The sequence below is a fragment of the Oceanobacter sp. 1_MG-2023 genome (assembly GCF_030689025.1).
Lineage (GTDB): Bacteria > Pseudomonadota > Gammaproteobacteria > Pseudomonadales > Oceanobacteraceae > Oceanobacter.
This window is the reverse complement of the sequence record NZ_JAUYWA010000019.1, coordinates 55,517-70,455: the sequence shown is the minus strand read 5'-3', so window position 1 is coordinate 70,455 and position 14,939 is coordinate 55,517. Positions and strand designations below refer to the sequence as shown.

At 50.0% G+C, this 14,939-nt stretch carries 13 protein-coding genes and 1 pseudogene; 3 read left to right on the top strand and 11 right to left on the bottom strand.

Annotated features, from left to right (window positions below; genetic code table 11):
- Positions 1 to 150: 150 nt before the first annotated feature.
- The 3 genes from Q8W22_RS12525 to Q8W22_RS12515 all read right to left on the bottom strand — a co-directional run bounded on the left by Q8W22_RS12525 (position 151) and on the right by Q8W22_RS12515 (position 2,781).
- Positions 151 to 543: a globin gene (locus Q8W22_RS12525; protein ID WP_305414929.1), complete on the bottom strand. Its 393-nt coding sequence runs from the start codon at positions 541 to 543 to the stop codon at positions 151 to 153.
- Positions 544 to 1,066: 523 nt separating this feature from the next.
- Positions 1,067 to 1,540, bottom strand: a complete 474-nt coding sequence (locus Q8W22_RS12520; protein WP_303434834.1) for a Dps family protein — start codon at positions 1,538 to 1,540, stop codon at positions 1,067 to 1,069.
- Positions 1,541 to 1,851: 311 nt separating this feature from the next.
- Entirely contained in the window at positions 1,852 to 2,781 is a 930-nt protein-coding gene (locus tag Q8W22_RS12515) for a tRNA dihydrouridine synthase (protein WP_370693295.1), read from the bottom strand.
- Between the two features lie 414 nt (positions 2,782 to 3,195).
- On the opposite strand from Q8W22_RS12515, the gene Q8W22_RS12510 reads away from it, so the two are divergent.
- From Q8W22_RS12510 to Q8W22_RS12500, 3 genes are read left to right on the top strand one after another with little or no spacing between them, the layout of a single operon-like run.
- Positions 3,196 to 3,444 carry an OadG family protein gene (locus tag Q8W22_RS12510; protein ID WP_305414932.1) on the top strand — a complete coding sequence of 83 codons (249 nt, stop codon included), beginning with the start codon at positions 3,196 to 3,198 and terminating at the stop codon, positions 3,442 to 3,444.
- A gap of 59 nt (positions 3,445 to 3,503) precedes the next feature.
- Complete coding sequence (gene oadA / locus Q8W22_RS12505; RefSeq protein ID WP_303434831.1) at positions 3,504 to 5,270, top strand: sodium-extruding oxaloacetate decarboxylase subunit alpha; 1,767 nt, start codon at positions 3,504 to 3,506, stop codon at positions 5,268 to 5,270.
- A gap of 11 nt (positions 5,271 to 5,281) precedes the next feature.
- The gene (locus Q8W22_RS12500; RefSeq protein ID WP_303434830.1) at positions 5,282 to 6,457 is read left to right on the top strand and encodes a sodium ion-translocating decarboxylase subunit beta; all 1,176 of its coding nucleotides are present in this window, start codon (positions 5,282 to 5,284) and stop codon (positions 6,455 to 6,457) included.
- 74 nt (positions 6,458 to 6,531) lie between these two features.
- On the opposite strand, the gene Q8W22_RS12495 is transcribed toward Q8W22_RS12500, so the two are convergent.
- The 8 genes and pseudogenes from Q8W22_RS12495 to mqo all read right to left on the bottom strand — a co-directional run bounded on the left by Q8W22_RS12495 (position 6,532) and on the right by mqo (position 14,609).
- On the bottom strand, positions 6,532 to 6,948 hold the full coding sequence (locus Q8W22_RS12495) for a type IV pilin protein (protein WP_305452524.1): 417 nt from the start codon (positions 6,946 to 6,948) through the stop codon (positions 6,532 to 6,534).
- Positions 6,941 to 9,718 (bottom strand): hypothetical protein, encoded by a 2,778-nt coding sequence (locus Q8W22_RS12490; RefSeq protein ID WP_305452523.1) that lies wholly within the window; start codon positions 9,716 to 9,718, stop codon positions 6,941 to 6,943. The genes Q8W22_RS12495 and Q8W22_RS12490 overlap by 8 nt, the downstream gene beginning before the upstream one ends.
- 11 nt (positions 9,719 to 9,729) lie before the next feature.
- Positions 9,730 to 10,395: a PilX N-terminal domain-containing pilus assembly protein gene (locus tag Q8W22_RS12485; protein ID WP_305414937.1), complete on the bottom strand. Its 666-nt coding sequence runs from the start codon at positions 10,393 to 10,395 to the stop codon at positions 9,730 to 9,732.
- Positions 10,396 to 10,432: 37 nt separating this feature from the next.
- Entirely contained in the window at positions 10,433 to 11,338 is a 906-nt protein-coding gene (locus Q8W22_RS12480) for a PilW family protein (RefSeq protein WP_305452521.1), read from the bottom strand.
- Between the two features lie 54 nt (positions 11,339 to 11,392).
- Positions 11,393 to 11,485: pseudogene (locus Q8W22_RS16715) on the bottom strand (prepilin-type N-terminal cleavage/methylation domain-containing protein); the annotation flags it as partial.
- A complete protein-coding gene (gene pilV / locus Q8W22_RS12475; protein ID WP_303434824.1) occupies positions 11,482 to 11,976 on the bottom strand; it encodes a type IV pilus modification protein PilV in 495 nt (164 codons plus the stop codon). The gene pilV and the pseudogene Q8W22_RS16715, both read right to left, overlap by 4 nt.
- An 11-nt stretch (positions 11,977 to 11,987) precedes the next feature.
- Positions 11,988 to 12,557 carry a GspH/FimT family pseudopilin gene (locus Q8W22_RS12470; protein ID WP_305452519.1) on the bottom strand — a complete coding sequence of 190 codons (570 nt, stop codon included), beginning with the start codon at positions 12,555 to 12,557 and terminating at the stop codon, positions 11,988 to 11,990.
- 567 nt (positions 12,558 to 13,124) lie between these two features.
- Positions 13,125 to 14,609: a malate dehydrogenase (quinone) gene (mqo, locus tag Q8W22_RS12465; protein WP_305414941.1), complete on the bottom strand. Its 1,485-nt coding sequence runs from the start codon at positions 14,607 to 14,609 to the stop codon at positions 13,125 to 13,127.
- Between the last annotated feature and the right edge of the window lie 330 nt (positions 14,610 to 14,939).

Here is a 14,939-nt window from a genome sequence, read left to right as displayed (position 1 = left end):
GGCCTGCAAGTCGGCTTCGTGATTCGAAACCATCCGGTAGCCCAGAGTGAGCACCGGATTAAATAGATGTCCCCTAAAGACTGCTTTTAAACCTGTGAGGAGGTCAAGACTAACAGTTGGATCAATAAGATATATCAGATACGTTTTTGATTAGTACATGCTCTTGATCATATCAATACTGGGTTTGAGAGTACGACGCCAGGTTGCTTCCAGCTCTGGTGAAAACTGAGGGTCATGACGAGCCAGGGTTTCCATCAAGGCATCCAGCCAGAGGCTGTAATACATCGGGTTGATATTCATTTCAGCACGGCTGTGGCTCTTTCCCAGCGCCCGGATTTTGGTGTCTGACATGCCACGGGAATGCATCACCAGCCACAAGATGCCACTACGCAGCAAGGCGCGTTGGGCTTCCATGTTGGTGTTTTTGAAGATCTCCCGAATGTCGTGTGACTTGCCAATGAATATGTCATAAAAGTCTTCAAAGAAGATAATGTTGTTGCAGCTACGGCCGTAGCTTTGAAACACGATGTCCGCATCGCTCATATATAAAACTCCTAGGTGTCTGCGCTACCTGGCTGCCCGCACTCGGATTCGAGTGCAGGTTTTCTGTTGAGATGCTTCTCTATGTGGAAGCTTTTGGGGTCTGTATAGGAACGGCGACACTCGAAACGACTACTTAACGCTTTCTCCTGATAGCATTCCTTTGATCTTATTATCAGTATTGAGGCCACCAGACTCCGCTGGCGCTTGTCAGGCAGTGGCCCGCGCTGCTGACAAATCAATAGTTGCGTCGATAAATCGTCTTACAGACCGCAAGACTAAATCCGAAGCCGGGATCATAAAAGAACTTTTAGAATGGATAAAGTAACAAATAATTTCCACAAACAACTTGTTTTTCAAGTTGAAATAAGCAGGGGGTGTTGTTTGGTAGGTATTACGTGACAATTGTGACTCTGGATTAAAAATGACAATGTTTTGATTGGTATACCGATGTGTTTGTTGTCTGGAAAGTGGCCCGCCGGTACACACCAGCAGGCCGTATCGTTTGAAACACCTGATCAGAGTATCAGTCTTCCAGCAGTGAACGTAACATCCAGGCCGTTTGTTCATGCACGGTCAGACGTTGGGTTAACAGATCAGCTGTTGGCTCATCGTTGGCGGCACCAACCAGTTCATACAGGCTTCTGGCGGTACGGGCAGCAGATTCATGACCCTGAGCCAGAATGGCTACCATCTCCATCGCTTTGGGTGGAACAGCCGGAGCGTCCGGCAGTGAGGCCAGTTCGGCAAACTGGGCATAAGACCCTGGAGCCGCATGACCGAGAGAGCGGATACGCTCCGCGATAGGATCAACGGCATTCCAGAGTTCGGTGTATTGCGTCATGAACATCACATGCAGGCTGTTGAACATTGGCCCGGTGACATTCCAGTGAAAGTTGTGAGTGGTCAAGTACAGAGTGTACGTGTCAGCCAGTAATCGTCCCAAACCTTCTGAAATGGCCTGACGATCGCTGTCACTGATGCCAATATTGATGCTCATAATGTTCTCCCTGGTGCAAACGGTAAAATAAGTGGGTACAACAAGTTCAGTTACAGTCATTGTTGCCTGACTGACAGCTCAATAATCATGAGTATGACAGAGTGACCCGTTCAAAATATTGATCAAGCTACCAAATTGGTTCAACTATTGAGTACATGACCTGCTTCAGGTGAAAGCTTATCTGGTCTGCAGCAGCTTTTGCCATCAATACCTGAGTGTCTGATCATTTCTGTACCACCATCATAGCCATTCTGGCGCCTGGCTGAGCATTTGATTGTTTGTATCGGAGCAATACCTGGGCACTATCAGAATCAGGCCGGCTGCCAGGATGCCATCGCGGCAAAAAAATCACGGCGGCTACGATGACGTCTGACGGCTTGAAAAACAGCGCTCATTTCGGCTGATTGCAGTGAATAATAATGTAGCCACTGTTTCATTCGGTCGGTGAGTTGCTTGTCTTCCAGATGTTCAAGTCGTGCTGCCAGCTGATAGCACAGCGTCAGATAGTCTTGCCACTTCATTGCCTGATAGGGAATTCCCTGCTGTTGTGCCCTGATTTGCAGGCCCAGATCCGGCTTTGCGACCAGACCTCGACCAATCATCAATAGCCGTGACTGGCTCTGTTGTTGGCAGGCTTGTGCCTGGTCGGGTGTCCAGATCTCGCCATTGGCTAATACTGGAATGTCGAGGGCTTGCTTGATCTCCGCAATCCATTGCCACCACGCTGGTGGCTTGTAGCCTTCGGTTTTGGTGCGGGCATGAACGGTGAGCCATTGGATACCGGCTGAGGCCAATGCCTGGGCATTGTCAACGGCCAGGGTCTTGTCGGTATAACCCAGGCGCATCTTGGCACTGACGGGGATATGATCCGGTACCGCGTCGCGTACGGCCCGGGTGATGGCATACAGGCGTTCAGTATACTGCAGCAACACGGCACCTCCCTGACTGCGGTTGACAGTTTTGGCTGGACAGCCAAAGTTAAGGTCAATAGCGGGTGCTCCAAGTGCAGCGACCCGTGCCGCATTGGCGGCCATCAACTCAGGGTCACTACCCAATAGTTGAATATGTACCGGTGTACCTGCCAGTGTTTTTCCACCCTGGGCCAGTTCCGGACAATATTTCAAAAAGACTCGATTGGGTAATACCGTTTGGCTAACGCGAATAAATTCCGTTACGCAGTGATCAATGCCTCCTACGGCCGTTAATATTTCCCGTAAATGGAAATCCATTAATCCCTCCATGGGTGCTAACGCAATATAAAGGGAACTGTCGGGGTCAAATGGCAACATGGCGGAACTCGCTGGAGAGGAAGGGCATTGGCTAGAAATTGGACGCGAATTGATCATTGTCTGGTGTTAGCGTCAAGTTTTTTGCCCTCTACTTTGGCCGTATATCACGGTGGAATGTGTCAATTTGACTATTTGTCCAGGCTATAGTCGATATAGATTTCAGAAATACTACTGATATCAGTAGCTTGGAGCCTCAATTTGGAGGTTGTCTGCCGTTTTGCGCAATCTGGCGCAGTTGAAAGCGTTAGTCCTTTTAAAGTAGTCTTATTCGGTTATTCCCACTATAAACACGGGTTATTCTGGTGAGAATTTATGGGAAAACACGTCGCTGTCCGTAAAAATTATTACTAAATAGGAGCCGCTTGCATGTCTGAGCCAGGACTCGTCACGCAAGGTTTGGAATTGATGTTTTTTGGTATGGGTACGGTATTTGTCTTTTTGACAATGCTGGTATTTGTTACCGGATTCATGTCCAAGCTGGTAAATAAATATGCTCCCGAGGAAGTGGTTGTGCCGACACCGGCAAAAAAACGACCCCAGTCTCAGGGAGTGGATCCGCAATTGCTGAAAGTACTGTCAGCAGCGGTCAAGGAACATCGTGCACGCCAAAAGTAGTGCACGAATCATAATAACCAAAACGTTAACAACGTTATCGGAAGAAAAGGCCATCATCCATGACCGATTCTAAAAAACTCGGAATCACCGACGTCGTGTTACGCGACGCGCACCAATCCATTCTGGCGACTCGCATGCGTATCGACGATATGCTGCCGATTGCTGAAAAACTCGATCAGGTCGGTTACTGGTCGCTGGAATCCTGGGGGGGTGCAACATTTGACTCTTGTATTCGTTTTCTGGGAGAAGACCCCTGGGATCGCATTCGCGAATTCAAGAAAGCCATGCCCAAAACGCCGCATCAAATGCTGCTACGGGGGCAAAACCTGCTGGGCTATCGCCACTACGCTGATGATGTGGTCGAAAAATTTGTTGAGCGGGCAGCGACCAACGGAGTGGATGTGTTCCGCGTCTTTGACGCGATGAACGATCCACGTAACCTGGAAACCGCTCTCAAGGCAGTCAAAAAGCAAGGCAAACATGCGCAGGGAACCTTGTCCTATACAACCAGCCCCGTCCACACCATGGAATCATGGGTCAGTCTTGCCAAGCAAATCGAAGACATGGGCGCCGATTCCATTGCGATCAAGGATATGGCCGGGGTACTGACGCCCTATACTGCCTTTGAATTGGTGAGCAAGCTGAAAGCCCAGACGGATCTGGAAGTTCAGCTGCATGCCCATGCAACCTCCGGTTTGTCGGATATGACGATCCTGAAAGCCGTGGAAGCCGGTATTGACCGCGTGGATACCGCCATCTCTTCCATGTCCATGACCTATGGTCATACCGCGACAGAATCCGTTGTAGCGGCATTGGCTGGCACTGAGCGTGATACCGGTATCGACCTGTTGTTGCTGGAAGAAATTGCCGCGTACTTCCGTGCTGTGCGTAAAAAATACGCCAGGTTCGAAGGCGCTCTCAAAGGCACCGACAGCCGGATTCTGGTTGCTCAGGTGCCCGGTGGCATGCTGACCAATATGGAAAACCAGTTGCGCGAACAGGGTGCTGCGGACAAGTTTGACGAGGTATTGGCCGAAATTCCACGAGTGCGTGAGGATTTGGGCTTTATTCCTCTGGTAACACCGACATCCCAGATTGTCGGGACGCAGGCGGTTTTGAATGTACTGACGGGTGAGCGTTACAAGTCCATTTCAAAAGAAACCCAAGGTATTCTGAAAGGGGAATATGGTGCAGCTCCGGCCCCGATGAATGCCGAGTTGCAGGCCAAGGTACTGGATGGCAAGGAAGTGATTACCTGTCGCCCTGCAGACCTGATTGAAAACGAGATGGACAAGGTGATCGCCAACGTCGACAAGCTGGCCGCTGACAAGGGTATTACCTTGGCAGCCGACAAGATTGATGACGCGCTGACTTATGCCATGTTCCCTCAGATTGCGCCGAAATTCCTCGAAAATCGTGGCAATCCGGATGCATTTGAACCGGTTCCAAAAGGTGATGCAGAAGATACCTTCACCATTTCCGTTGATGGTAACGATTATGTGGTGAAAGTGGATGATGGTGGCGATGTTACGCATCTGGCCGCTGTTAATGGAGCGCCGCTGAGTATGGGTGGTGCTGCATCCACAGCGGGTGAGGTTGCGGCATCCGGTGATGGTGATCCTGTCTGTGCGCCTTTGTCTGGCAATGTCTGGAAGGTGTTGGTTGATACTGGCGATCAGGTGGAAGAAGGCGATGTTGTCGTGATTCTGGAAGCCATGAAGATGGAAACCGAAGTGCGTGCTCCTCGAGCAGGTACGGTGACCGGTGTTTCAGCCAAAGAAGGTGTGTCAGTGAAAGTGGGCGACACTCTGTACAACCTCGCGTAAGGAGTGCCTGAATGGAAAGCTTGATTAACCTGTGGCATGACAGCGGCTTGTATCAGATGGAGCTTGGCCAGGGTGCCATGATCCTGATTGGTTGCTTGCTGCTGTTTTTGGCCATACATCCAAAGTTTCAGTTTGAGCCATTACTACTGCTACCAATCGCGGTGGGGACCATTTTTGTCAATATTCCCGGGGCTGGTTTTTATGCGCCGCCGGTATTTGATGCGCATGGTCACCTGGATGCTCCGGCTGGTCTGTTGTACTACATCTACCATGCCGGTATTGAAACCGGGCTGTTTCCGCTACTGATCTTTATGGGTGTCGGGGCAATGACGGATTTTGGTCCGTTGCTGGCTAACCCGAAAACCCTGTTGCTTGGTGCTGCGGCCCAGTTTGGTATTTTTGGTACCCTGTTTGGGGCTGCCTTCTTTACGGATATCGGGGTGATGGACTTCACCATGCAGCAGGCTTCTGCGATCGGTATTATTGGTGGTGCGGATGGGCCAACCTCGATCTTTATTGCATCGAAGCTGGCGCCTGAGTTGTTGGGTGCGATTGCCGTGGCAGCGTATTCTTATATGGCTCTGGTTCCGATGATCCAGCCACCGATCATGAAGGCACTGACCTCAGTGGAAGAGCGTAAAATCCAGATGGTGCAATTACGCACGGTCAGCAAGGCCGAGAAGATTATCTTCCCGATTACCTTGTTGGTTCTGGTTGCCTTGTTGCTTCCTTCTGCAGCTCCTTTACTGGGTATGTTCTGCTTCGGTAATCTGATGAAGGAGTCTGGTGTGGTGGATCGTCTCAGTGATACTGCCCAGAATGCCTTGATCAACGTGGTGACTATCTTTTTGGGGTTGGGCGTCGGCTCAAAGATGAGCGCAGACAAGTTCCTGAATCTGGATACCCTGAGCATTCTGGTATTGGGAATGCTGGCATTCTGTGTTGGTACCGCTACCGGTGTTGTTATGGCCAAAATCATGAACAAGGTATCCAAGGATCCAATCAATCCACTGATTGGTTCTGCAGGGGTATCAGCAGTACCGATGGCGGCGCGAGTCTCCAACAAGGTAGGACTGGAAGCTAATCCCCAGAACTTTCTGTTGATGCATGCCATGGGTCCGAACGTTGCTGGTGTGATCGGCTCGGCGGTGGCTGCTGGTGTGATGATCAGCTACTTTGGTGCATAACCGGTCAGTATGATGTTACTCGGTTGAGTACCCACAAAAAACGGCGCTTCGGCGCCGTTTTTTGTGCATCGCAATTACCAGCAGAGGTCGGTCGTACCGGTTACTCCGTTATGGGCTTCCAGGCCTTTGTTTCCTGCCTGGTTGTAGGTCAGGATGCCACAGGCCCAGTCTTTCTGATTGGCGGTTGGTGTTGCCTTGAGCGTGAAAGCATGGGTTTCAAGACTAGAGCTGATGGTGTAACTGTCGCTGACACCACTGATACAGCTGTTGCTTGGTGTATCACCCGTATAGGCCGTTGCTGCGGCATAACGTTTTTCCAGCGACTGGGATACCTCCAGTAAGCAGGAAGCCGCCGCGTTACGGTTGGTTTTGACGACATAGTTGTTGTAGCTGGGAATACCAACAACAAACAAAATACCAATAATCGTTATGGTGACCATTAGTTCGATCAGCGTAACGCCGCGGCTAGCGGCGTATTGGGTGTTATTCATCAAGCAGCTCCCTCCAGCCAGACCAGCCTTGGTTACCAGTGGTGAATGTAAATGCATTGTCGATCCCCAGATCGGTAGTGGTGTTTTCGCTACTGTGCCCCTGTAATGTGATGGTATCGCCAATCACCACAACAGTCGGTGTGTATGCCTTCCCTGTTCCTATATTGACATTGCTGCCATCCACGGTGGCATCGTTATGCAATACATTGCTCGGAAACAGGCCAGTGTCGAGATCATACAAGTAGTAATAAGCATCACAGCTCTCTTCGGTATCCCGTTGCAGAGGGAGGAAAATCACACTGGCTGCAATCTCAACCTGGTCGGTAATGGTAACGTCGTCTTCCAGTAGCTGGATATGCTCATAGTTGTTGCTGTGATCGGTTTCCTTGGTGTAGCTGGTACCGCTGTCATTCCAGTAGCCAGACTCACCTACCATGCTGATCCAGTCGGATTGCCAGCTGGTTTCTGCGGCGGGCAAGCGGAAGACTTTCATACGTTCTGTGGTTTGGGCCACCAGATAATCATCTCCGGCTAATGTGGCAGATTGTAACCAGAGCACACTTTTTTCCACAGTGGATGAGGTGCCCACGTTACCTACCTTGGACCAGGATGGGCTGTTTTTCAGTGAGCCATTATTAACGACCAAAGCGCTGTAGACATTACCTTCGTTATCACCAAACGAGACTTCAATATTTTGTTTGTTGCTGCTGCCATCACTGCTGTAGTACTGGTAAGCCAGCGGCAGGGAAGTGATTTGGCTGGTTTTGGATGATACGTCATACACTTTTTGAGAGGCGCCTGAAGTCAGCTCTTGCACGACTATGTCGGTACTGTTGGTGACATAGAGGGCATATTGTTTATCATTATTGGTAAATGTGATGGGGCGGTGAGGGTTGTCGCCGCCGCTTTCTTCAACCCAGAGTACGCTGCTGAGCCCGCCACTGGAGCTCAGCTTGAGGGCATAGTGAAGGGCTCCACCTTTGGCTGACCCAACCACAATATCATCACCAATCGTGGCAATTTGACCTTCCATATAATGCTGGGTGTAAAAACTGCTGTAATCATCCAGGTAGGAAACCAGAGGTCGAGGCATAAAGCCCCACTGGAGTTCGCCGCTACTACTGTCAATGGCGTAGACAAAACCATCATCGGTATGAAAAATAACCGTCTCACCGAGTATCACAGGCTGAGTAGTATAGGGGGCTCCGATCCATGAACCTGAATCCCGGTCGCCCAGATAATCGCCATCTGCATAATTGGGGGTGATGGTGTAATTTATGATTGTTTCTGTGGCCAAATCCGACAGAGTCCCAAAGGCAGCATCGTCCAGGTTGGCAAATTTCACCAGGTTGCCAGAAGCATCCGTTGACCAGAGACGTTCTTCACGCAGGTCGGTGGTCATTTGGTCGTTGGCATCCCAGCTTGCGGTGCTGCTGGTGCCACTGGAAGTAAGCGGAAAGGCCATCAGGTGGCCGGTAATACCGGTACCGTAATAGTCTGATGTTGTGTCCATTGTCAGGCTGTCTGTCGAGGAGACATCGGTTGTATCATCGGTCTGATAAGGAATATACGACAGATCACCAATATTGGAGGACGGGTTGACTGCAGGAGATGCGAGACTGTAGATGCCATCATTTGGTGTTACCGATTCAGCTTCCGAATCAATATACAGTTCCGTAAACATACCGGTATCTTGGTAGGAATATTCCACGCCCGAATTGTTTCCTACCTGGATATCGGATGCCAAGGCTTCTCCGACAAAGTAGGTTCCAGAGTTGGCTTTTATTTCAAGAGTGCCGTCATCAATATAGATACCCGCAGCAACCTGAGCCTGGTCATTAATTGTAAAATCACCGGTGTATACGGATATATATAGGCGTTCTGGGTATTGTATGTCATCACGCTCATCTGGATTACCAGGTTCACAACCGGCGACATTGATACAAGCGCCGTTACCTATGATGGATGTGCCATCATACAAGTACAGTTTTACAACGCCGCTGCCATCACCTGCTGCACTGCCATCCTCTTCTGTCATGGCGACCTCGATGGTTACTCGGTCGGCCAAGTACATCTTGTTAATATAGTAGCTACCAGGTTCAAAATAGATAACATCGGTGTTGGATATATTCAGGTAGTTGATACGGTAAGGAGTCTCGGGTGTTGTGACGGCATAGTTAAAATAAATTTCTCCTTGGCTACCAGTACCTCCTTCTATTTCCTGCCATTCACTGCCCTGTCGGTTATCAAATACAGCGGTATAGGTACTGCCGCTGTTTTGAATGCTAAGGAGATAACTGGCTACCTCATCGTCTGGGGTGTTATAACCAATATCTGTGGTGCAAGGCGAAGTACCATTGACGCAAAACTGGGTTTTACTGTTATCAAGACGATACCAGTTGCTCGGGTATTGAAAGGTATCACCACTATTTTTGTATCTGAAAATAGAAGAACTACTGGTGGTTAAAAAAGTGGGCAGGGTCAGATGATCCAGTGTTGTATCGCTGGCAGTCAGGCCACAATCCGTTTTACTCGGATCTGCCTGGTAAAGATCGTCGCTGACAACGTTAACATTGGAACTGCCTGAAAAGGTGACCTGACAGGTTTTAGAATCTCCCTCTGAGCCAATGCTGATGGTGCCATCTTCCAGCACAGAAAAGGCAGCGCCTCCGACGGAGGTTGAGGTCGTCGGATAGCAGGCTCCGGCCAGTGACTGATGAGTAAAAGAAGCAAGTACACACAAATGAGCAAGATATTGGAGTGATTTCATCGGTAAGGCTCCTAGTGCAGGATGCTGTAAACGGCTTGTAACCGCACACGAGTGGATGGTTGAGAACCGTAGCCTGCAACAGTGATGGTAAAACGGTCAGCCTGATAAGCAGCCCCAGTACTGCCTATGCTGTTGGAGTAACCCTCGGCATCGGTGCTGGAGTAGCAAGGGCTGGATGTATCGGTATCGTTGTCGAAGCCGATCATAAAACGTGGCGATTGGGATAAATTCAGGGCAGACAGTGCTGTTTTTGTGCTGCTGTCATATTCATACAGGCTGACCGAATCATCGTCATCCCACTGGGCACTTTGAGTCAGCCAAGGGGTGGAGGTATCACAATCGGCGCTGCCTGCACCGTCATCGGAAATGGTGAGGGTTTGATACAGGCCGTTTTTTACACCAAACGTTGTGTCGATTTCTCCGTTCTCAACCAGTGTGGTGACGTATTGCTTGGCCTGGGTCAGGGTATATTCTGCTGCCTGGAATGCCCGATTGCGGTCTTCGTTATTGGATGCCATACGGATTTCCAATGTGGTGGATTGCACCGCTGAAATACCCGTAATGGTCAGTATTAACAGGAGAACAATACTGATAATAAGCGCGGACCCGGATTGGTGGGGTCGGGGGGATATCGCTGCTGTTTGCTGCCGAAGGGCCACTGCCTTGTGGAATAACATCTTGCTATACCTTTATTGCTCTGTCAGATGAATGACTTTATGTATTACTGACGCGACTGCGAATCGCGACAACAAAATTACTGCTACGGCGAATTTTTCGATCTGTTGGCGTTATGTCTTCCAGGAGATCGTCTTTATCGCGCTGGTAAAACTGATACGGTGTTGGCGTTTCGGTGACGTTATCTTCCAGACTTTCTGCTAACAGGCTGACCCGTACACTGATAACCTGATCCCATTGGCTGGTTGAGATATCGGCGGCGGTTTTATAATCGTCCGGATATCCGTCACTATTGGTGTCTACGGCATATTCCAGTTGCATATCAGCAATCCCTTCGACTATTTCATAGGTTTCCGCGCTGCCTTCATCTGTATTGCGTACAAACAGGGCGCTGTTACCGTCTTCGTTGGTGCCGACGTAATAACTGGTGGTACGGACCTTGATAACCGATGAGCCGACCGGATAAGCATAAGGGAAGCTACTGGTTGCATTGCCTGGTGTTGTACTGCCACCGGCATCATGTACGGTTTCGCCGGTACTGTCGGTATAACTGGTGACCTGGAAAATCGATGCGGTTCGGCAGTCGGTAATAACGACAATATCCCCGGTACCAAAAGGAGTTGGGTCCATGACAGTGGTGCTGAGGACTGCAGTGCTACTGTCCATGGCACTTTCCAGTTTGGCACCTGTACCGTAGGAGCCTCGTACTACCAGTGCGTCGGTTCCATCTTTGACCTTGCTCGAAAATTCGCTTGGGAGGTTGTCTTCGGTGTTGTCATAACCCCGGACAATAGTGTCGAACTGTTGGTCAAAATCAGTGGCATTGTTCAATACGTTGTTGACCGCATCGATACTGCTGAGACAGGAATAACCTGAACCCGCCATGCGGATTTCCCTGGACAAGTAGTCGTAGGAAATGCGGACATTCTCTTGTAAGCGCGACATGGCATCGTTGGTCCGGTAGACCGCCTGATTACTCTGGAATACTGAAAAAACCCCAGCGATTATGACTGCGTCCAATACCAGGACAATCATCAGCTCAACAAGAGAAAAGCCGTGTGTTTTTCCGACTGTTACCGTTTCAAATCTCATAATACTGCGACCATATTGATGGTGAGTGTGCGGCCATCGTCTTTGTCGTCATCGTCACCGCTGTTATCGCTGATGACCGAAACGTCATCCCAGCTGATACTGACGTTGCAGGTCGTGGTCGCTACCGTGCTGTCAGTGGTGCAAGAAACAACCCCGGCTCCATTGGGCAAGGTACGGCTGATTTCACTTTTCCAGTCCAGCAGGTCTGTAGCCGCCAGGGTGTCATCGGTCGTACTGGTTGTTGCGGTGTTGTAGTTGTCACTGGCCGCTCCCTGGCTGTTTGAACGCAGGCGCTCGAACATGTCGTAGACCAGAATGCCGGCTTGGGAACGCAGATAGGCAGCGTTGTTTTCTTGTAAGGCCCGGGTTTGTAGTCCGGCCAGTCCGAGCAGGCCAATGGACACAATCACGATAGATACCAGTACTTCAATCAGTCCAAAGCCGGACTGTCGGTAAGGTACGGGTTCGACGGAATGCAGTGTTGAAAACATACCTGTCTCCATCAGCAGTTGGTTTTTTGGGTGGCAGTAATACTGGGGCGGCCACCGGAGGATATTTCGATTTCGCGGGCATTGACTTCGGCAGGTGCTTGCTCGGAACAAATAACAATCTCGCCGGGGCTATTGTTGATATTTCCATCAGTCTTGTAGCGAATGACCTTGCTGAAGTTTGTATCCGGATAGATCTTGACGTTGGAAGCCGCGTCGGCGTATTTGATGATTTCTTCGCTATTGTCTGACGCCAGCGTACCGTCGCCATTGGTATCCTGGAAGGTGATCCAGCCATCGCTCCAGGAGGTGGAGTTACAACTGGTCTGGTCGTTACTGGGGCATAGTGCGACATGGGTATTACGTTTGACCGCTTCAGTGCGGGCAAGAACCAGAGCTCCCATAAACCGATTGGTCTCAGCTGTCAGTTCAGAGCGGCTCATAAAGCTGGTGAGGGATGGCACCGCGGCGAACATAACGATGGCAAATACAGCAAGGGTGATCATCAACTCAATCAGGGTGAAGCCTGATGAATGGTGGCCAGACGTGTATGTAGCCGGGAGGGCATGTGAAGACATAATCATGGTTCATACTCCTTTTCAAACCATTCACTCCAGCCGTAGGTGGCTGATGGCGGCGAATATGCCATGTCTCTGTATGGCTGGCAAACTCACTCCCAAATATAAAGATAGGTATTGTTCGTGGGCTTGATGACACAAGTTGACCCTATATCCAGGGCAGGCGTGACGAGCGGTGATTATTCTGGTGACAGTAATTCAAGGATTTGTTTTATCTGGTCCTAAAATGTTGGGTTGAGTGTAGGTTTTGTTAGAACTGTCACTTTGTTTATTTATCTTATATCGATCCTGGCTGAGGCTTGTTTTTAGGGATAACGTGGAAAATGCTTAAAAAGAAGACAAGCGGCTGTGAATAAAGGACAAGCGGCTGTAAATAAAAGATAAGTGGTTGTGAATAAAAGGGCGGTTTACTGGAGTTTTTAGCCTGGTGTGCTTGATGCGGTGGTTGTGCAGATTCCATTGCCTGTTATTGCAATATGGTCCACCGGGTATGAAGAGGGAAGGGGGAGAGTCACAAAAAAAGCCCCTTCAGGCGAGGGGCTTTTTTGTGACGTGATGATGCTGACGCTGTATTTATGGCTTCAGTTCAAGCGTACTTAATGTGCGTTGGCGTACACGCTCCAGCAGTTCGCTGTCTTCGATCAGAGACTGGCCATAGGATGGAATCATGGTTTTTAACCTGTCCTGCCAGGCGCCGGTCATTTTGTCGGCAAAACATTTTTCCAGAACTTCCAGCATGGCATAAGCTGCAACCGATGCACCTGGAGATGCTCCCAGCAGGGCCGCCAGAGAGCCATCCGCAGCAGATACCAGTTCGGTACCAAACTCCAGTTTCCCTTTGCCATTGGCGTCTTTCTTGATGACTTGCACACGTTGTCCGGCGTGGGCGAGTGTCCAGTCGCTGGATTGGCACTCAGGGAAGTAGCCGCGTAATGTTTCTACCCGGTTATCGTGGGATTGCATCACTTCACTGATCAGGTACTTGGTCAGATCCATGTTATGGATACCAACCGACATCATTGGAAACAGATTGTTGGTACTAACGGATTTGATCAGGTCGAGCTTGGAGCCAGCTTTCAGGAATTTGGTAGTGAACCCGGCATAAGGACCGAACAACAAGGCGGGTTCACCGTTGATAATTCGGGTATCCAGGTGGGGAACCGACATCGGAGGAGCACCGATGGCTGCTTTGCCATACACTTTGGCATGATGCTGCGAGACAATTTTCTTGTCTTTGCAGACCAGCCACTGACCACTGACCGGGAAGCCGCCATAACCTTCTGCTTCTTCGATACCTGAAGCCTGCAGCAGTGGCAGGGAACCACCACCGGCGCCAAGAAAAACAAAACCGGTATTGACGGTTTTGGTTTTGCCAGACTGACGGTCTCGCAGTGCCACCGTCCAGCGTTTTTCTTGCTGGTGACGTTCGAAATCAACCACTTCATGGTTCACTAGCAGATTGAAGTTGTCCTGTTGCTCCAGCTGCTGAACCAGGTTGCGAGTCAGGGAGCCGAAATCAACGTCAGAACCGTAGGCAATACGGGTCGCCGCAACTTTCTCATTGGCATCGCGGCCGTTCATCACCAGTGGTATCCACTGCTTCAGTACTTCTGGGTCTTCGCTGTATTCCATGTCTTTGAACAAGTGGTGAGCGGACAGTTTTTCTGCACGCTGACGCAGGAATGCAACGTTTTTTTCACCCCATACAAAGCTGATGTGGGGCGTGGTGTTGATGAATTGCGTGGGTTGTGGGAGACCTCCCGTTTCGACCAGGTAGCTCCAGAGCTGGAGCGACAGTTCGAAATTGGCATTGATGGTTAATGCCCGATCGATGCTCACATTACCGTTGGCATCTTCTGCGGTGTAGTTGAGTTCACAGTAACCAGCGTGACCGGTACCTGCGTTGTTCCATCCATCGGTACTCTCATGAGCGACATGATCCAAACGTTCTACCATCATGAGTTTGAGCGTTGGATCGAGCTTGCTTAGCAGCGTACCCAGGGTCGCACTCATCACTCCTCCGCCAACCAGGAGTACATCGACCTGTTGTGTAGTCATTACGATTTCGCCTTTTGATCAGAAAGTCGTTTTATCAGGAATCCGGGAATGCCGGTATTCCTGTTGCGATCAACTCCCAGGCTTTTGGCCTGCCGCCCCAAAACCATATAGATATTACAGTTAGACAGGTGGTCGGGTAAGTTGATGCAGAGCCGGGGCTTTATACACAGACTGCGGAATCCGTACAACTGTCCTCTCAAGGACTGCTACTAATGTATATTGTTACCACTCGCTCAAGCCAGCGGGGATAAACACCAGTTGCACCCAGCTATCAAACGTTGTATTAGAGCTGACAGCATGGTGCACGGTTCGTTCTGGAAAACTCCGGCA